The organism is Pseudomonas sp. MWU16-30322 (assembly GCF_020515535.1).
Classification (GTDB): Bacteria; Pseudomonadota; Gammaproteobacteria; order Pseudomonadales; family Pseudomonadaceae; genus Aquipseudomonas; species Aquipseudomonas fluorescens_H.
Map to the genome: position 1 here is coordinate 179,683 of NZ_JAIWYL010000006.1, position 18,554 is coordinate 198,236.

At 59.7% G+C, this 18,554-nt stretch carries 16 protein-coding genes; 5 read left to right on the forward strand and 11 right to left on the reverse strand.

Annotated features, from left to right (window positions below; genetic code table 11):
- Positions 1–34: 34 nt before the first annotated feature.
- Complete coding sequence (locus tag LCH64_RS14195; RefSeq protein WP_226500563.1) at positions 35–1,459, forward strand: gamma-aminobutyraldehyde dehydrogenase; 1,425 nt, start codon at positions 35–37, stop codon at positions 1,457–1,459.
- A gap of 217 nt (positions 1,460–1,676) precedes the next feature.
- Positions 1,677–3,161 carry an amino acid permease gene (locus LCH64_RS14200; RefSeq protein ID WP_201135713.1) on the forward strand — a complete coding sequence of 495 codons (1,485 nt, stop codon included), beginning with the start codon at positions 1,677–1,679 and terminating at the stop codon, positions 3,159–3,161.
- A 43-nt stretch (positions 3,162–3,204) separates the two neighbouring features.
- Here the strand turns inward: LCH64_RS14200 and LCH64_RS14205 are convergent, their stop codons facing one another.
- From LCH64_RS14205 to LCH64_RS14215, 3 genes are all read right to left on the reverse strand, one after another.
- Complete coding sequence (locus tag LCH64_RS14205; protein WP_003222016.1) at positions 3,205–3,831, reverse strand: RloB family protein; 627 nt, start codon at positions 3,829–3,831, stop codon at positions 3,205–3,207.
- Between the two features lie 2 nt (positions 3,832–3,833).
- The gene (locus LCH64_RS14210) at positions 3,834–5,087 is read right to left on the reverse strand and encodes an ATP-binding protein (RefSeq protein WP_201135714.1); all 1,254 of its coding nucleotides are present in this window, start codon (positions 5,085–5,087) and stop codon (positions 3,834–3,836) included.
- 357 nt (positions 5,088–5,444) lie between these two features.
- Positions 5,445–5,630 (reverse strand): hypothetical protein, encoded by a 186-nt coding sequence (locus tag LCH64_RS14215; RefSeq protein WP_003222012.1) that lies wholly within the window; start codon positions 5,628–5,630, stop codon positions 5,445–5,447.
- Positions 5,631–6,023: 393 nt separating this feature from the next.
- Between LCH64_RS14215 and LCH64_RS14220 the strand changes: the two genes are divergently transcribed.
- Positions 6,024–7,652, forward strand: coding sequence for a glucan biosynthesis protein D (locus LCH64_RS14220; RefSeq protein ID WP_226500564.1), 1,629 nt, complete (start codon positions 6,024–6,026; stop codon positions 7,650–7,652).
- A 159-nt stretch (positions 7,653–7,811) separates the two neighbouring features.
- On the opposite strand, the gene LCH64_RS14225 is transcribed toward LCH64_RS14220, so the two are convergent.
- The 4 genes from LCH64_RS14225 to LCH64_RS14240 form a co-directional block, all read right to left on the reverse strand.
- On the reverse strand, positions 7,812–8,345 hold the full coding sequence (locus LCH64_RS14225) for a GNAT family N-acetyltransferase (protein WP_226500565.1): 534 nt from the start codon (positions 8,343–8,345) through the stop codon (positions 7,812–7,814).
- Between the two features lie 83 nt (positions 8,346–8,428).
- The gene (locus LCH64_RS14230; protein WP_226500566.1) at positions 8,429–9,535 is read right to left on the reverse strand and encodes an NADH:flavin oxidoreductase/NADH oxidase; all 1,107 of its coding nucleotides are present in this window, start codon (positions 9,533–9,535) and stop codon (positions 8,429–8,431) included.
- A gap of 348 nt (positions 9,536–9,883) precedes the next feature.
- A complete protein-coding gene (recJ, locus tag LCH64_RS14235) occupies positions 9,884–11,593 on the reverse strand; it encodes a single-stranded-DNA-specific exonuclease RecJ (protein ID WP_226500567.1) in 1,710 nt (569 codons plus the stop codon).
- A gap of 55 nt (positions 11,594–11,648) precedes the next feature.
- Entirely contained in the window at positions 11,649–12,191 is a 543-nt protein-coding gene (locus tag LCH64_RS14240; RefSeq protein ID WP_003222001.1) for a YaeQ family protein, read from the reverse strand.
- Between the two features lie 146 nt (positions 12,192–12,337).
- Here LCH64_RS14240 and LCH64_RS14245 point away from each other — a divergent pair, with 146 nt between their 5' ends.
- Together LCH64_RS14245 and LCH64_RS14250 are read left to right on the forward strand one after the other, a co-directional pair.
- On the forward strand, positions 12,338–13,537 hold the full coding sequence (locus LCH64_RS14245) for a CaiB/BaiF CoA-transferase family protein (RefSeq protein WP_226500568.1): 1,200 nt from the start codon (positions 12,338–12,340) through the stop codon (positions 13,535–13,537).
- Positions 13,485–14,444 carry a TIGR02285 family protein gene (locus LCH64_RS14250; protein WP_226500569.1) on the forward strand — a complete coding sequence of 320 codons (960 nt, stop codon included), beginning with the start codon at positions 13,485–13,487 and terminating at the stop codon, positions 14,442–14,444. Before LCH64_RS14245 ends, LCH64_RS14250 begins: the two co-directional genes overlap by 53 nt.
- A gap of 174 nt (positions 14,445–14,618) precedes the next feature.
- On the opposite strand, the gene LCH64_RS14255 is transcribed toward LCH64_RS14250, so the two are convergent.
- The 4 genes from LCH64_RS14255 to thrC form a co-directional block, all read right to left on the reverse strand.
- Positions 14,619–14,900: a DUF3509 domain-containing protein gene (locus LCH64_RS14255; RefSeq protein WP_003221998.1), complete on the reverse strand. Its 282-nt coding sequence runs from the start codon at positions 14,898–14,900 to the stop codon at positions 14,619–14,621.
- A gap of 162 nt (positions 14,901–15,062) precedes the next feature.
- Entirely contained in the window at positions 15,063–15,470 is a 408-nt protein-coding gene (locus tag LCH64_RS14260; RefSeq protein WP_201135720.1) for a response regulator, read from the reverse strand.
- A 127-nt stretch (positions 15,471–15,597) separates the two neighbouring features.
- Positions 15,598–16,950, reverse strand: coding sequence for a transporter substrate-binding domain-containing protein (locus LCH64_RS14265; RefSeq protein WP_201135721.1), 1,353 nt, complete (start codon positions 16,948–16,950; stop codon positions 15,598–15,600).
- Between the two features lie 119 nt (positions 16,951–17,069).
- Complete coding sequence (thrC, locus tag LCH64_RS14270) at positions 17,070–18,479, reverse strand: threonine synthase (RefSeq protein ID WP_003221994.1); 1,410 nt, start codon at positions 18,477–18,479, stop codon at positions 17,070–17,072.
- Positions 18,480–18,554 lie beyond the last annotated feature (75 nt).

Genomic DNA, 18,554 nt, shown 5'->3' on the forward strand with positions numbered 1-18,554 from the left:
CAGAACAATAAAAGTGTTAGCGAGGACAACAGACATGCAAACCAGACTCTTGATCAACGGCCACCTGGTCAACGGCGAAGGCCCGGCCCAACCAGTGCTCAACCCGGCGCTCGGCAGCGTACTCGTGGAAATCAACGAAGCCTCCGAGGCCCAGGTCGACGCCGCCGTGCGCGCCGCCGACAACGCGTTCGCCGAGTGGTCGCAAACTTCGCCGAAAGACCGTTCGCTGCTGCTGCTCAAACTCGCCGACGCCATCGAAGCCCACGGCGAGGAACTGGCCAAACTCGAATCCGACAACTGCGGCAAACCCTACAGCGCCGCACTGAACGACGAGATCCCGGCGATTGCCGATGTGTTCCGTTTCTTCGCCGGCGCCAGCCGTTGCATGAGCGGTTCGGCCGGTGGCGAATACCTGCCCGGCCACACCTCGATGATCCGCCGCGACCCGGTGGGTGTGATCGCCTCCATCGCGCCGTGGAACTACCCGCTGATGATGGTCGCCTGGAAAATCGCTCCGGCCCTCGCCGCCGGTAATACCGTGGTGCTCAAGCCGTCGGAACAGACCCCGCTGACCGCGTTGCGTCTGGCCGAACTGGCGTCGGAAATCTTCCCGGCCGGTGTATTCAATCTGGTGTTTGGTCGCGGTCCTAGCGTCGGCAGCCCGCTGGTGACTCACCCGAAAGTGCGCATGGTCTCGCTGACCGGCTCCATCGCCACTGGCTCGAACATCATTTCCAGCACCGCCGACAGCGTGAAACGCATGCACATGGAACTGGGCGGCAAGGCGCCGGTGATCATCTTTGACGACGCCGACATCGATGCGGCGGTTGAAGGCATTCGTACGTTCGGTTTCTACAACGCCGGGCAGGACTGCACCGCCGCGTGCCGGATCTACGCGCAGCAAGGCATCTACGACCAGTTCGTCGAGAAGCTCGGCGCAGCGGTCAGCAGCATCAAGTACGGCTTGCAGGATGATCCGTCGACCGAACTGGGGCCGCTGATCACCGCGCAACATCGCGACCGCGTCGCCGCATTCGTCGAACGTGCCGTAGCGCAGTCGCACATTCGCTTGATCACCGGCGGCAAGGCTGTTGAGGGCAACGGATTCTTCTTCGAACCGACGGTGCTGGCCGACGCGCAACAGGATGACGAGATCGTTCGCCGCGAAGTGTTCGGCCCAGTGGTCTCGGTGACCAAATTCACCGATGAAGCGCAGGCGCTGGAGTGGGCCAACGATTCCGACTACGGCCTCGCCTCCTCGGTATGGACGGCGGATGTCGGACGCGCCCATCGCTTGTCCGCGCGGTTGCAGTACGGCTGCACCTGGGTCAACACGCACTTCATGCTGGTCAGCGAAATGCCGCATGGCGGTCAGAAGTTGTCCGGCTATGGCAAGGACATGTCCATGTACGGGCTGGAGGACTACACCACGGTTCGGCATGTGATGTTCAAGCACTAAAGCATCGCCAGCAGGCTGGCTCCTACAAGGAATCGCATTTCAACCTGTAGGAGTGAGCCTGCTCGCGATGGCGTCAACTCCGGCTTCAAGGCAGAAACCGGCCACACGCACCACCAGGATTCAACACCTAACAATAACTACCGACCCGGGCGGCGCCCGCAAAGCCCCGCCACGGCCTCGGCCATCCGAAATCTGCCGATTTCCCGGAGCAAAACACATGAGTGCCTCACCCGAACTCTCGGCCGCCGTTGCCGACAGCGATGCCGAACAACTGCGCAAACTCGGCTACACCTCGAACTTCAACCGCAGCATGAGCCTGTGGGAAAACTTCGCCCTGGGCTTCACTTATCTGTCACCGGTCGTAGGGGTTTATACCCTGTTCGGCCTGTGCCTCGCGGCCGGCGGGCCACCGATGTTCTGGGCTTACTTGCTGGTCGGTTGCGGGCAGTTGCTGGTGTGCCTGATCTTCGGCGAAGTGGTCTCGCAGTTCCCGATTTCCGGCGGCGTCTATCCATGGGCGCGACGTCTGGTCGGCAAGAAGTGGGCGTGGATGGTCGGCTGGATCTACTCCATCGCCCTGTGCGTGACCATCGCGGCGGTGGCCGTCGGTGCCGGCCCGTATCTGGCGGCCATGCTCGGGTTTGAACCGAGCAACAACACCAACATCGTCATCGCGCTGGTGCTGACCTTGTTCGCCACGCTGGTCAATCTGAGCGGCACGAAAGTGCTGGCGCGCATTGCCATGTTCGGTTTCCTCTGCGAACTGGTCGGCGCGGTGATCGTCGGCGTGTACCTGCTGATCTTCGAGCGTCACCAGCCGCTGAGCGTGCTGTTCAACACCTTCGACATACGCGTCGACGGCTCGTACCTGCCGGCGTTTCTCACCGCTTCGCTGGCGGGGATGTTCCTCTACTACGGCTTCGAGGCCTGCGGCGATGTTGCCGAAGAAACCCCGAACCCGAGCGCGAAAATCCCGGTGGCCATGCGCATGACCATCTACATCGGCGGCATCGCGGCGATGTTCGCCTGCCTGGCGCTGATCCTCGCCGTGCCGGACATGCAAGCGGTGATCAACGGCACCGACAAGGACCCGGTCACCACCATCCTCAACAACGCCTTCGGCCCGGTCGGTTCGAAAGTGGTGATGGGCGTGGTAATGATTTCCTTCATCTCCTGCGTCATCAGCCTGCAGGCTGCGGCGAGCCGTCTGCTGTACTCCTACGCTCGCGATGAAATGGTCATCGGCAGCCGACTGCTGAAAAAGATTTCTCCTACCACTCAGGTGCCCGTTGCCGCGCTGTTCGTGTCCGGCGTCCTGCCCGCCCTGATCATCGCCCTCGGCTTCTTCCTGCAAGACGCCGTGGCCACCATCGTCAGCTTCGCCGCCATCGGCATCTACCTCGCGTTCCAGATGATCGTGCTGGCCGCTTTGTACGCGCGAATGAAAGGCTGGAAACCCAGCGGCAAATTCACCCTCGGCGCGTGGGGCTGGCCAGTGAACATCGGCGCGCTGGTGTATGGCGTCGGCGCAATCATCAACATGGCCTGGCCACGTACGCCGGATGCGGCGTGGTACGTGAACTATGCGATGGTGTTGAGTACGGTGATCGTGATTGGGCTGGGCTTGGTTTATATGTGGATCGGCAAGCCGTATGACCATGGGAAGGCGCCGGCTGGGGATGCGTGGAAGGTGAGTCGCTAAATATCAGCAACCGGCCCGCAAGGATGCGGGCCGGTGCAGGGTGCTAGATGAGTTGAGGCTTGGATAATGTCTCGAACTCATCCATCAGCAAATGGATTTCCGTACTGGGATTGGGCTCACCACTGACCGCGACATCCTCAAGCACTTTCGGCGCAAGCGTTCTCGCCCGCTGGAACGGCTCACCCAGCAACCGGGTGAAATAACTGATGTCTCTGCCCTTCTCATAACCCGCCATATCCGGCTTAGTCCTCAAGCACTTGTTCACCAGATCACCTGGGGAGTTTTTCCCGGCGGCCCGATATGGCTTCCGACTGAAGCCAAAGTGCAAAAGGAGCCAGAACTCGAAGCACGGATACGATGCGATGACGTTGATTTTTGGATGCAATTTGGCCGTCCTCAACGCACGCTCGAAGCACAGATGCGTATCGCGATCCAATACACAAAATACCTTATCGAAGCGTTTCTGCCGCATCACTGCCCGCTCAACGATACCGCTCGGGTGTGTCACACCGCAGTGGACGATCTCAACCTGAGCCCTGGCCCGAAAGTGAAATGCGGCTTCCTCCAGATAACGCTTTCCCGACTTGCTGTCCTCACAGAGCACAAGCACTTTGGGTTGCGGTTTGAAGCGTGACGCTTTTCGATCAAACGACTTGTTCAAACTCACCATTGTCAGCCCTGCCTGATCAGCGGCAGCCCGCGATAGCGCCCCTCGAAATAACGTTTCTCAACGTCCTCGCTTTCTCGGCCTTCAAAGTCGTGAACGGAAAACAGACTCGTCGCACCGTAAGCATCACGTTCCGTAATCCAGAACTGATCACGCCGCAGAATCTTTTCATTCATCAGGTGCGTGTCGTGAGTGGTGAAAATCAACTGGGTATTCAGCCCGCTGTCCAAATGTTTGCCAATCAAGTCCACGACAATTTCAGGATGCAGACTGCTGTTCAACTCATCGACACAGAGAACGCCGCTGCCACCAGCCTGATTCATCATGAACCAAGGCAACCAGAAGCCGATCAGGTTCCTGGTACCGCATGACTCTTCGGCAAAATCGAATTCGGCTTCGCCTGAGATACTGGAGTGCGTAAGGGTCAATCTGTCTCCTTGTGCAGCCGCAACGAACTCCTTCAATGTCATTTTTCTGTTGGTTGGAGGCGCCACAGAATGTTCCGAACTGAGCTGGATGGCTGATACAGGAATATCCAGAGCACAGAGAAATTCGCGTAGATCGCTGGTATGACTTTCAGCCATCTGAAGAAAGCGAATCGATGCTGAAGACAGGCTGCGCATGTTGCTCTGTTCGACCACCAGCAGGCCTCTTTGAAACCAGCAAAACGGTGCGCGCAACTGGGTCAGCTCTTCGCTGCTATGGATAACGGCTTGCGCGATGAACAGCATCTTAGGACTGGTCAAACGCCCCCAGGCACAATGTACGTCTTTACCGCCTTCAAGAGTTTTACCAAAGGTGTAATGCTCGCCCTGAGTATCAACTTGACGGTTGTACAGCAAAGTCTCTTTTCCTTTTGGATAGCAGAGCAATTGTTCATGAACAATTCGCTGTGCCGTCAACGCGAGCACAAATCGGTAGCGCAGCCCACATTGCACGAAATCGTATTCAAAAATGCTGGGAGACTCTTTGAGCGCTGCGTCAAAGCGAAAGGATGCAACGGGTAACACGTCATCCTGGATGCCTGCTGGCGTCGCCAGCAACCTGCTCACTATCCCCATCGCACGAACTAGTGAGGACTTGCCTGAAGCGTTCGGGCCATAAATGGCAGCGACCTTGAGCAGGTCCGGAAGTTTTTCAGTGGTCGTGGTGACGTTGAAAGTGTTTCGGGTTTTGCTCAAGCGCGGGCTTGCTGCCATGGACAGGGTTTGCCTGTCACGGAACGAGCGATAATTGGAAACCGAAAATTCGATCAGCATGGAGAAAACCTGCAGTTCGTTGCATGGATCTCCATAAATAAATGAAAAAACGCGCCCCAGATGCAGGCCGGCTGCAGACAGCGCAAAAACAGGCGTTTCCTACAGATACAGCCTTCGCGAAAAAGTACTGTTTCCTACGCTGTACTTGCACCTGGACTTGGCGCCGCTAGCGCCTGAACAATGGCGTTTATCCCGCTACTGCAGATTCAGCAGTCCGGGGTCAGAGGCTTGAAGTGCTGGAGTTGACGCACGGCCAGAAGCCGTATCCGGTGTTGGCTACTTGTCGCTGATGCTCACCCGAACAACGAACTTGTGGTTAAGGAGCTTGCTCCCTAGCCACAAGTGGCTATCCAAACACTAAAACCGCGAAACACTCCGCATCGCATCCACCAGATACCGCATCGCTATCCGGTCACTCTCCGACAACTCGCGATAACGCTCCACCAGCTTCAGCTCTTCAGAACTCAAACGACGCCTTCTTCGGCCGCTGCCGAGGCAGGGGAAGATGCCGAGCATTTCGGCGATGCCTTGTATTTTTGCCATGGACGATGTCCTTCTCTGATACTTCGAAGAATTGCTTGATCACCACATCGCCCTGCCCCTTACAGCAGCGCCTGTGCCCCGCCGGTCGTGCCGGCCATGTTCATAGAATAGAAATTTAATCGGCGCTGAAAAGCGGTTTTTAGAGTAATTAGTCGAAAAAAGCAGAAATGCCCTGTAAATCAGAAAGTGCCGTCGGACATTTAACCGACATGTCTTGTTTCATTGACACTCTGTCGGTGTGTATCAACGAATTTTGCAACGCGAGCGAACCGTTTAAGCTAGCCGGCATCTGTTTATAGTCCGTTGCGTTTGGCCGAAGGCTTGTCCGAACCGTAATTTCTGATCCAGCACGTGCCAGGAAAGGCGCGGGATTGCTCACGACAGGTTGTATTTATGCACCGCAGGAATTTGCTCAAAGCGTCGATGGCCATTGCGGCTTACACCGGTCTCTCGGCTTCCGGCCTGCTGGCCGCCCGTGCCTGGGCAGCCAATGGTGGCGCCGCCGATGGCGAGGCCCAGGCTTTCGACTTCGAAGCGCTGAAGCGCCAAGCCAAGCAATTGGCCGGAACGGCCTATCAGGACACCAAACAGGTGCTGCCGCCGACTTTGGCGACCATGACCCCGCAGAACTTCAACGCGATCCGCTACGACGGCGATCATTCGTTGTGGAAAGAAAACAAGGGTCAGCTGGACGTGCAGTTTTTCCACGTCGGCATGGGTTTCCGTCAGCCAGTGCGCATGTACAGCGTCGATCCGAAGACCCGCACGGCCCGCGAAGTGCATTTCCGCCCGACGCTGTTCAACTACGAGAACACCTCGGTCGATACCCAGCAGCTCAAGGGTGACCTGGGCTTTGCCGGTTTCAAGCTGTTCAAGGCGCCGGAGCTGGATCGCCATGACGTGGTGTCGTTCCTCGGCGCCAGCTATTTCCGCGCGGTGGATGCGACTGGCCAATATGGCCTCTCGGCCCGTGGCCTGGCCGTCGACACTTACGCGAAAAAGCGCGAAGAATTCCCGGACTTCACCAAATTCTGGTTCGAGACCCCGGATCAGAACGCCACGCGCTTTGTGGTCTACGCCCTGCTCGACTCGCCGAGCGCCACCGGTGCGTACCGCTTCGACATCGATTGTCAGGCCGAGCGCGTGGTGATGGAAATCGACGCCCACATCAACGCGCGTACCGCCATCGAACAACTGGGCATCGCACCGATGACCAGCATGTTCAGCTGCGGCACCCACGAACGCCGCATGTGCGACACCATCCACCCGCAGATTCACGACTCCGATCGCCTGGCGATGTGGCGCGGCAACGGCGAGTGGATCTGCCGTCCGCTGAACAACCCGGCGACCCTGCAGTTCAACGCATTCGCCGACACCGATCCGAAGGGCTTCGGTCTGGTGCAGACCGACCACGAGTTCGCCAACTATCAGGACACCGTCGACTGGTACAGCAAGCGCCCGAGCCTGTGGGTCGAGCCTACAACCGCGTGGGGCGAAGGCTCCATCGATCTGCTGGAAATTCCTACCACCGGCGAAACGCTCGATAACATCGTCGCGTTCTGGACGCCGAAAAAACCGGTGGCCGCAGGCGACTCGCTGAACTATGGCTACAAGCTCTACTGGAGCGCCCTGCCACCGGTCGGTACGCCGCTGGCGCGGGTGCATGCGACCCGTTCGGGCATGGGTGGATTCGTCGAAGGCTGGGCACCGGGCGAGCATTACCCGCCGATCTGGGCGCGGCGTTTTGCCGTGGACTTCACCGGCGGCGGCCTCGATCGCCTGCCGCAGGGCACCGGGATCGAACCGGTGGTCACCTGCTCCAACGGCAAGGTGCAGGACTTCAGCGTGCTGGTATTGGATGACATCAAGGGTTACCGGATCCTGTTTGACTGGTACCCGACCAGCGACAGTGTCGATCCGGTGGAACTGCGCTTGTTCATCCGCACCAATGACCGCACATTGAGCGAGACCTGGTTGTACCAGTACTTCCCGCCGGCGCCGGACAAGCGCAAGTATCCTTGATGATTTGAGGCGCTTGCGCGGGCCTCTTCGCGAGCAAGCCCGCTCCCACTCTGGCTCTCGGTCGATCACACAATTTGTGACTGACACGGAACCAGGGTGGGAGCGGGCTTGCTCGCGAAAGCGGCAGAACATTCAACATCGGATATTGAAGAAACTGCGTCAGGTCAGTGGGCAATACAGATGAATGTCTTTGGGTTCTTGATCAAACAGCTCAGGATCCGGTTGATCAACCAGCCGGCAGCCCTGACGCTGATAGAACTCCACGGTGTTACGCGATTCAGTGGCTGAGACATACAACGCCTCGGCACCGAATCGCCGGCCCTGCTCGCAGGCCAGCGCAAACAACTTCGCCCCCAGTCCCTGCCCCCGGTAGTCGCGGCTGATGTGCAGAAACTTCAACTGGCGCATGCTCAGTCCCTGATTGTGAATAACCCGGTTATCCACAACCACCGCCGCGACCAGCGCCTGCCCGTCGAAAAACCCATACAGCCAACCACCGCGCCGCAAGCACTTCGCCAGCGTCAGCGCATTCTCTTCGGCTTCGCCTTCCGGCCATCCGCGCATGTCGAAACGTGCCGGATAAAGCACCAGCACGCCGTTCTCCAGGCGATAGCACTCTTCCACCAGCTCACTGCGGTCGATCTGCGCCAGCAGCGGCAAGTCGTGTTCGGTGAGTTCTCGTTCGATCAACATGCTCGACTTCCTTGGCAAATGGCAGGCAAGAAAAAACCCGCCGGTTCAATGGCGGGTTTTATAGACGTTACGCAGGCCTGGAATCAATCGCGCAAGTCAGACTCGTGGATCGGCTGATCACGATGGGTCGCGCGTTGATACTGCGCCGGCCACACCGCCTGACGCCCGCCGAGATCATCGTCGGCGTGCAGCGGCCAGTAAGGATCGCGCAGCAACTCGCGGGCGAGGAAGATGATGTCGGCCTGGCAGGTGCGCAGAATGTGCTCGGCCTGCGCCGGCTCGGTAATCATGCCCACGGTGCCGGTGGCGATGCCTGACTCCTTGCGCACCCGTTCGGCGAAGCGCGTCTGATAACCCGGCCCCACAGGAATCTCGGCGTTGGCGGCGGTACCACCGGAGGAGACGTCGATCAGATCCGCTCCCAGTGCCTTGAGGCGACGCGCCAGTTCCACGGTTTCATCCGGGTTCCAGCCGTCTTCAACCCAGTCGGTGGCCGAGACCCGGACGAACAGCGGCAGCTCTTGCGGCCACACCTCGCGAACGGCCTCGGTGACTTGCAGCACCAGCCGAATGCGGTTTTCGAACGAACCACCGTATTGATCGCGGCGTTGATTGCTCAGCGGTGACAGAAACTGATGCAGCAGATAACCGTGGGCGGCATGTACCTCGACCACGCTGAAACCCGCGGTCAACGCGCGTTTGGCGGCGGCAACGAAGGCCTGAATGACCTCGGCGATCTGCCCTTCATCAAGCTGTTTCGGTTGTGTGTGTTGCGGATCGAAAGCAATCGGCGATGGCCCGACCGGGGTCCAGCCGCCATCCTCCGGTTTGACGCTACCGTGTTTGCCGATCCATGGCCGATGAGTGCTGGCCTTGCGCCCGGCGTGGGCCAGTTGAATGCCGGCAACAGCGCCCTGAGCGGTGATGAAGCGGGTGATGCGTTGCAGCGGTTCGATCTGTTCGTCGTTCCACAAACCGAGGTCTTCGGCGGTGATCCGCCCGTCGGCGGTGACCGCCGTGGCTTCAGTGAATATCAGGCCGGCGCCGCCCACCGCGCGGCTGCCCAGGTGCACCAGATGCCAGTCGTTGGCCAGACCGTTGACGCTGGAGTACTGGCACATCGGCGACACGGCGATGCGGTTGGGCAGGATCAGTTGGCGGAGGGTAAAGGGTTCGAGCAGCAGACTCATGGGGCACCTCTCAAATCAGTGGGCAGGCTCCAGGGTTCTGTTTGAAAAGTCGACGAGTGACAGGAAAAGGTGCAGCACCCGCCCCCGCGGGCAAAAAATTCGACAAGACGTCACAAGGCCAATCAAGCAGTGCTTAGAGCCTAGTCGACAACCGGGGATGAGGGAGGGTTCAAGACATTTTCCATGAGTGCCACCGAACCTGTGGCGAGGGAGCTTGCTCCCGCTCGGCTGCGCAGCAGTCGTAAAACCCTGCACTGTGATTTTCCTGCAGCAACCCGTTTGCAGGGTCTGGGGCCGCTTCGCAGCCCAGCGGGAGCAAGCTCCCTCGCCACAAAAGCACTCAGGGGATCAGCGCGGTTCGATGTGGGCAATCATCAGTTGCACCGTCTCGTTGCCACGAAACTCGTTGACGTCGAGCTTGTAGGCCAGCTCGACCCACTGAATGGTCGGATTCGGCCAGACGTCACGGTCAATACCAAAGGCAATGCCATCCAGCTTCACCGAACCGCACTCGCTTTTCAGCACCACTTTCAGGTGCCGCTCGCCGACCACTCGCTGCTCGACCAACTGGAACACGCCATGGAACAGCGGCTCCGGGAAGTGCTGGCCCCAAGGCCCGGCATGACGCAGTGCGCGGGCCAGTTCGAGGTGGAATTCCTCGACGGCCAACGTGCCATCCGACAGCATGCGCCCGGTCAGGTCTTCTTCGCGAAGTTGCCGCCGCACTTCAGCGTCAAACGCCTCGGCGAACAGCGGAAAATTCTCTTGCGGCAAGGTCAGGCCGGCTGCCATCGCGTGACCGCCGTACTTGGTGATCAGGTTCGGATGCTGCGCCGCCACCACGCTCAAAGCATCGCGGATGTGGAAACCCTGCACCGAACGGCCCGAGCCCTTGAGCAAACCATCGCCGGCATCGGCGAAGGCAATGGTCGGGCGGAAATAACGCTCTTTCATGCGCGAGGCGAGAATGCCGATCACGCCCTGATGCCACTCGGGATCGAACAGGCACAGGCCGAACGGCATCGACTCCACCGGCAAGTCCTTGAGCTGGGCCAACGCCTCGCGCTGCATGCCCTGCTCGATGGATTTGCGATCCTGGTTCATGCCGTCCAGTTGCGCGGCCATTTCCCGGGCCAGATTGCCGTCGGCGGTGAGCAGGCATTCGATCCCGAGACTCATGTCGTCCAGACGCCCCGCCGCGTTCAAACGCGGGCCGACGATGAATCCCAGGTCTGTGGAGGTAATCCGCGCCGCGTCACGCTTGGCGACTTCAAGAATCGCCTTGATCCCCGGACGGGCACGCCCGGCGCGAATCCGCTCGAGGCCCTGATGCACCAGAATCCGATTGTTGGCGTCCAGCGGCACCACGTCGGCAACGCTGCCCAGCGCCACCAGATCCAGCAGTTCACCGATGTTCGGCTGCGGTTTGCTCTCGTACCAGCCGAGGCTGCGCAGGCGCGCGCGCAAGGCCATCAACACGTAGAAAATCACCCCGACCCCGGCCAGCGCCTTGCTCGGAAACTCACAGCCTGGCTGGTTCGGGTTGACCAGCGCATCGGCTTGCGGCAGTTCATCGCCGGGCAAGTGGTGGTCAGTGATCAAGACCATGAGTCCGGCCTTTTTCGCCGCGGCCACGCCTTCGACGCTGGAGATGCCGTTGTCGACGGTGATCAACAACTGCGGCTCGCGGGTCAGGGCGACTTCGACGATTTCCGGGGTCAGGCCATAGCCGTATTCAAAGCGGTTCGGCACCAGATAATCGACATGCGCCGCGCCCAGCAGACGCAAGCCGAGCACGCCGACCGTACTGGCGGTCGCGCCATCGGCGTCGAAGTCACCGACGATCAGAATCCGCTGACGCTGCTCCAGCGCCGTCACCAGCAGATCCACCGCCGCCTCGATGCCCTTGAGCTGCTGGAACGGAATCAGCCGCGCCAGACTTTTATCCAGCTCCGCCTCGGACTGCACGCCCCGCGCGGCGTACAAACGCGTCAGCAAAGGTGGCAGGTCACCGAGAAACGGCAGCGTGGCAGGCAACGGTCGAGGATCAATACGCATGGGGTAACGGAAACTTCTCTTGAATACGTGGGATTAATCAGTGAGCGGCGCAGGATCAGCCGCGTTCACCGGCCAGCCATTCCAGCTGGACTTCGTGCTGACCGCGGTCGTCAGTGACGAAGATCGTGCCTTCGCTGATCATCACGTCCCACTTGATGACGCGCGGCATGTCCTTGGCCAGGGTTTCCAGCACCTCTTGCGGCACGGCGGCGATGTTGACGTTTTTCAGGTTCTTGGCCACCGGTACCACTTTGCCTTCCCACACGCGCAGGCTGCCGTACGCCAGCAGGCTGGTGCGTTCGGTACGACGCGAACACCAGGTCAGACGATCGGCGTCCGGCTGGCCAACTTCGATCCAGTGCAGAACGCGGTCATCCAGGCTTTTTTCCCACAGCGCAGGTTCATCCACATCCGACAGACCACGGCCAAACGACAGCAGCTCGTTGTACCAGAGGGCGTAGGCCAGCAGCCGCACGGTCATGCGCTCTTCGGTTTCCGAAGGGTGACGGGCGATGGTCTGCTTGACGCTCTCGTAGACGCTACGGTCGAGGTCGGTGAGGTTCAGTTCGAATTTGTACGTGGTAGACGGCTGGGCCATGAACGGGCTTCTTGATACGAGGAAAGTCGGCAAGTCTAACCGATGCCGTAGGCAATCATCGAATTGATGGCGATCAACCTGCGGCGTCTGACAGCCGGCTATGTTAAAACGCTGTATCCGCTCAGCCTTGTCCTACAGGATTCAGTATGCCGTTCGCCAACAAACCGCTCAGCGGTGTGAAAGTCATTGAATTGGGTACGTTGATTGCCGGGCCGTTCGCCTCGCGCATTTGCGGCGAGTTCGGTGCCGAAGTGATCAAGATCGAATCGCCCGACGGCGGCGATCCGCTGCGCAAGTGGCGCAAATTGTATGAAGGCACCTCGCTGTGGTGGTTCGTCCAGGCGCGCAATAAAAAGTCGCTGACGCTGAACCTCAAGCACCCCGAGGGTCTGGCGATCCTGAAAAAACTCCTCGGCGAAGCCGACATCCTGATCGAAAACTTTCGCCCCGGCGTGCTGGAAAAACTCGGGCTGAGCTGGGAAACCCTGCACGCGCTGAATCCGAAACTGGTGATGGTGCGCCTCTCCGGTTTCGGCCAGACCGGGCCGATGAAAGATCAACCGGGCTTCGGCGCGGTCGGCGAGTCCATGGGTGGCTTGCGCTACATCACCGGCTTCGACGACCGGCCACCGGTGCGCACCGGGATTTCCATCGGCGATTCGATTGCCGCGCTGTGGGGCGTGATCGGCGCGCTGATGGCGCTGCGTCATCGCGAGGTCAACGGCGGTCTCGGCCAAGTGGTCGATGTCGCGCTGTACGAGGCGATTTTCGCCATGATGGAAAGCATGGTGCCGGAGTTCGACGTGTTCGGTTTCATCCGCGAGCGCACCGGCAATATCATGCCGGGCATCACGCCGTCATCGATCCACACCAGCGCCGACGGCAAGCACGTGCAGATCGGTGCCAATGGCGACGCGATCTTCAAACGCTTCATGCTGATCATCGGTCGTGAGGATCTGGCCAACGACCCGACGCTGGCGAGCAACGATGGGCGTGATAATCGTCGCGACGAGTTGTATGGCGTGATCGACCGCTGGGTCAATTCGCTGCCGCTGCAAAATGTGCTCGACCTGCTCAATCAGGCGGATGTACCGGCCAGCCGGATCTTCAGTGCCGAAGACATGTTCAGCGATCCGCAGTACCTCGCCCGGGAAATGTTCCTGCAGGCGAAACTGCCGGACGGCAAGCCTTTCAAGATGCCGGGCATCGTGCCGAAACTCTCTGAGACACCGGGCACTTCCGAATGGGTCGGGCCGCAGCTCGGTGAACACAATGCGCAGGTACTCCAGGATCTTGGCTACGACGAACAGCAGATCGCCCGACTGCGCGCAGACGGAGCCATTTAACCTGAAACATCACCGGACATCGGACGCCAACCGCGCCCACCACTGGTGGACGTGGCGGCTGTTCGGCCTGTTGTTTCTGCTGGTTCTGCCCGCCTGGGCGCAGGCAAAACCGACACTGATCTGGTTACTGCGCGATCTGCCGCCCCTGACCATCTTCGAAGGCCCGAAAAAGGGCCAGGGCGTCATCGACCAACTGCTGCCGATGTTGATCGCCGGCATGCCGCAATACGAACACACGCTGATGCGGGTCAATCGCGCCCGCGGCATGCAGATGCTGCACGAGCCGTCCTTCACCTGCGACCCCTCGCTGATCTGGAGCAAGGAGCGCACGCAATGGATCGCTTTCTCTATCCCGGCGTTTCGCGCTGTCAGTAATGGTCTGGTGGTGCGGCAGAAAGATCGCGACGTACTGGCACCTTACCTGGTCGATGGCGAAGTCGATCTGACGGCATTTCTGGCCAATGGCGAAATCAAGGTCGGGGTCGTCGCAGAGCGTAGTTACGGCGAATTTCTCGACAATCTGCTCAAGCAGGCACCCGGCGGCGCACTGACGCCGCACTACGGCAATGATGCCCTGAGCAGCCTGCTGTCGATGCAGCGTCTGGGGCGTCTGCAAGTGGTCTTGGGTTACTGGCCGGAGATCCGCTATCAGGCGCAGCAGGCGCAAATTGCCGAAGATGAATTGGTGTTCTATCCGATTCGCGGCACCGGCAAGTATCTGTCTGGCTATGTCGGATGTTCCGATACGCCTCAGGGCCGTCAGGCGATCAGCGAGATCAACCAACTGCTGCGTACCCTGCCCCATGCGCAACTTGACCAGTCGTACGCCGACTGGCTGGATCCCGAGATGCGCACGGATTACCTGCAACAGGCGCGGATGTTTTTCGAGCAGCAGACCGCGCAATAAAACCTGCGGGCAAAAGAAACCCCGAGAAGTGGGGAGACGACTCGGGGTTAAACGTGGTCTACATAAAGACCCGTAGCAGCAAGCGACAAGCACCGGAGCACAATGCTTGATCCTGCTGTTATGGGGTCTGACTGACGAGAGTGCAGGAAGGTTCCCACAAAAAATATTTCATCTTTACAGTGCAGCGCGCTTATCCAGCGCTGCATTGCGCAAAGCCGCGATCACACAGGGCTCCAGTCGACCTTCGGCGATCAGCACATCGCGGTGCAGACCGTCGACCACATCGGTCAGCAGGCGCTTGTCGGTCAATTGCGCCTGATTGAATTCGCGCTCCACCACGATGGCCCCGTTGCTGTTCTTCAGCGTCACCAGGCATTCGCCATGGGCGCCACACGGAGTCAACGTGACCTGGTACGGGCTCAGAGCCTCACCGAGCAATAGACTGATACTTTCCATCTCGATCTCCACTCAATAGTCCGAAAACATTGTGCCTGGGGCGTGTTCACAATAAATGACCACCCGCCCGAGAAGAAAGTTCTGAATACCGCGCTGCTCCCGGAGCAGTTAGCGGTCTGTCAAAGAATGCACGGTGAAGATGACAGAAACAAAACCGTCGGTTCAGGCACCCGACGGATGGGCTGCCGTTTGCAGGTAGCTGTCCAGCAACCCGCGCATCAGTACCGCCGAGACCGGCGTCTGCAAGCGCCCGAGCAGCTTCAGGTCCTGAGCGTGCAGCATGCTTTCGAGATCGCTCAGCAGACCCGCTGCCATCCGCCCCAGCAGGATGACGGCGCTGGCCTCCCGTCGGGCCGCCAGATGCCGGATCAGTGCCAGGCCTTCCCCGCCTTCCAGTTGCGGATCGCAGATCGCGATGTCGACCCGGGTACGACGCTCCAGCGAACAGCGCGCCGAAGCCAGCGACGGCGCCGTCAGTACGTCATAGATGCCGACCGCGTTGAGCATCTGGTGCAACGCCATCATTCGATAAGGATCAGGTTCTAGGATCAGGACTTTGAGCGAGCGCATGGGCGACCTCGGAAACGGCAATCGCGGACTTGTCCGCAGTTGCCGCCCACTTTAGGGCAGCCTCCTTCAGTCCCCCATCGGAAAAGGAGGCGCGTGACATAGGAAATTTCCCTGTATCACTGCGATGTCATACCGTTGTTGCGTCGCGCTGGGTGATATCCGTCCAGCCGCCGAGCAGGCCTCGCAATTCGCCTTTCGCGCTGTAGAACGGCACGGTCCACTGGTAGATTTCCCGATTGCCATTATTGAATTGCAGGCGGCGTCGGCTAAAGCGGGTTCTGCGTGTCCTCAACTGAATCATGAACTCATCATGCAGCATCCCGGCGGTAGCTCGCGGCAGCGCATCGACGTCGATCAAGCGGCATCCTTTCACCTGTTCAAAGCGGATCGACAACGCCTCTTCATAACTTTTGTTGCACAGAATCAGGCGCCCCTCCAGGTCACGAACGAACACCGGATCAGGCATGGCATCAATCAACGCACGCTGGAACACCAACTGATCGCCGAGTTCGCTTTGCACGTCTCGATGCTGTTTGATCACAGCCGCCATTCGCCGATTCCATAGCAGCGACATCACACAAAAGCCCCCGACCAGAACCACGCCCCAGCAGCTCGAGCGGAGCCAGTGCTGCCAACCGGCGGCGGCCGGCTTCTGGCCGATGCCGCCCAGCCATTTCAGGCGAATGGCTCGTAGCTCTGAGGCCGGGAACGCTTCCAGAGCCTTGTTCAGAATGCTCAGCAATTGCGGCTGGCCTCTGCGCACCGCCAGAAGATCGGCCTCCCACTTGCCCTCCAGCAGTTCGCCGACCTTCAGCAGGCCCGAAGGGTAGAGTTGCGCGCCGATTTCGTTTTCGATGGTGGCATAGGCTTCGCCGCTTTCGACCAACGCCCGCGCCTCGGCATAGGTTTTGACCGACCGTAATTCGATGGACGGATAATCGCGCCGGATCATCCCCTCCAGCGCGTGCCGGCCAGGTAATACCAGCACCCGTTTGGCCAACTGCTCCAACGAATGCAGCCCGGGTTCGCCGGTACGGCCGACAAACACCCAGCCGGCACCGCCAAAGGCATGGCTGAAATCCAGACTCGATCTGCGCTCGTCATTCATCGCCAGGGTCGTGCTCATGTCCGCTGCACCGGTTTCCAGGCGCTCGAGCATCTGCGCGGTCGAGAAGGATTCCCGGTAGATGAACTGTAATCCGGTCATGGCACTGATGCGTTTGAGCACATCACTGTTAAGGCCACTCCAGTGACCGTGCTCATCCAGGAACAGGTACAACGGGTATTGCTCCGCTGCCACGATCACCGTCGGGTTATCCCGGATCCATTGCAGCTCTTCCTCATCCAGCACCACGGTGCCGATGTTCAACTGCTCTTCATCATGCGCCAGGTGCGCCGCCGCACCCACGCGCCAACCCCACAACAGGCACAACAGAAGTACCCGCTTCAGGGTGTGTTTCCATCCTCTTTCAAACAGCATTGCCACTTCCTTCGTGATCGACTCACCCGTCCTTCATGGGCGAAAACCCGAGCAGTGTGGCAGCAGAAACAAAAAAGCCCGTCAGGAGACGGGCTTCAAAATGTGACAGCTTTTTCGACTTACAGCGGCTTGCCGCGGTTGCCATGCTGGCTGACAAAGGCCTGTACGGCTTTCAGTTCGTTTGGCAAAACGGTGCAGCGCTCGTTTCGCTCAAACAAATCAGAAAGATGTGCAGGCAGTTCGAGAGCTTTTCCTACACCTGCTTTCTCTACGGCATCCGGGAACTTCACCGGATGCGCCGTGCCCAGGATCACCATCGGGATGTCCAGACTGCGACGGCATTCGCGTGCGGCCTTGACGCCGATGGCGGTGTGCGGATCCAGCACTTCGCCGCACTGCGCGTAGACTTCGGCAATGGTTTCGCAGGTTTGCGCATCGTCCACGGCCAGCGAGTCGAACAGCTTGCGGGCTTCAGTCCAGCGCTCTTGCTCGACACTGAAACCGCCGCCCTGCTTGAACGAATCCATCAAACCGGCAATCGCCGCACCGTTGCGACCGTGCAGGTCGAACAGCAGGCGTTCGAAGTTCGACGAGACCATGATGTCCATCGACGGCGACAGCGTGGCGTGCAGGGTTTCCTTGACGTACTGGTTGCCGCTCATGAAGCGGTGCAGGATGTCGTTGCGGTTGGTGGCGACGATCAACTGGTTGATCGGCAGGCCCATGTTGCGTGCCAGGTAACCGGCGAAGATGTCGCCGAAGTTGCCGGTCGGCACCGAGAACGCCACCGAACGTGCCGGGCCGCCCAACTGCAGGGCTGCGTGGAAGTAGTAAACGATCTGGGCCATGATCCGCGCCCAGTTGATCGAGTTCACCGCGACCAGGCGCGTGCCCTTGAGGAAGCTCTGGTCGGCGAAGCTGTTCTTGACCATTTCCTGGCAGTCATCGAAGTTGCCTTCGATGGCGATGTTGTGGATGTTCTCACCGAGGATGGTGGTCATCTGCCGACGCTGCACTTCGGACACACGGTTGTGCGGGTGCAGGATGAAGATGTCGACGTTTTCGCAATGCTTGCAGCCTTCAATGGCGGCCGAACCGGTGTCACCCGAGGTGGCGCCGACGATCACCACGCGCTCGCCGCGCTTTTCCAGCACGTAATCGAGCAGCCGACCGAGCAGTTGCAGGGCGAAGTCCTTGAACGCCAAGGTCGGGCCGTGGAACAGCTCGAGCACCCATTCGTTGCCGTTCAACTGACGCAGCGGCGCAACGGCGCTGTGCGAGAACACACCGTAGGTTTCTTCGAGGATCTTTTTGAAATCGGCGTCAGGAATGCTGCCGGTGACGAACGGGCGCATTACGCGGAAAGCCAGCTCGTGATACGGCAGGCCGGCCCAGGAGGCAATTTCTTCCTGGGTGAAACGTGGCAGGTTTTCCGGGACGTACAGACCGCCGTCAGTGGCCAGACCGGCCAGCAGGACGTCTTCGAAATTCAGGGCCGGTGCCTGGCCGCGGGTACTGATATAACGCATGTTTTCAAACCTTCGGTTTGAGCTGCGAGCTTCAAGCTTCAAGCTGCAAGCTGAGTGTCACTGGCCTCTAGCTTG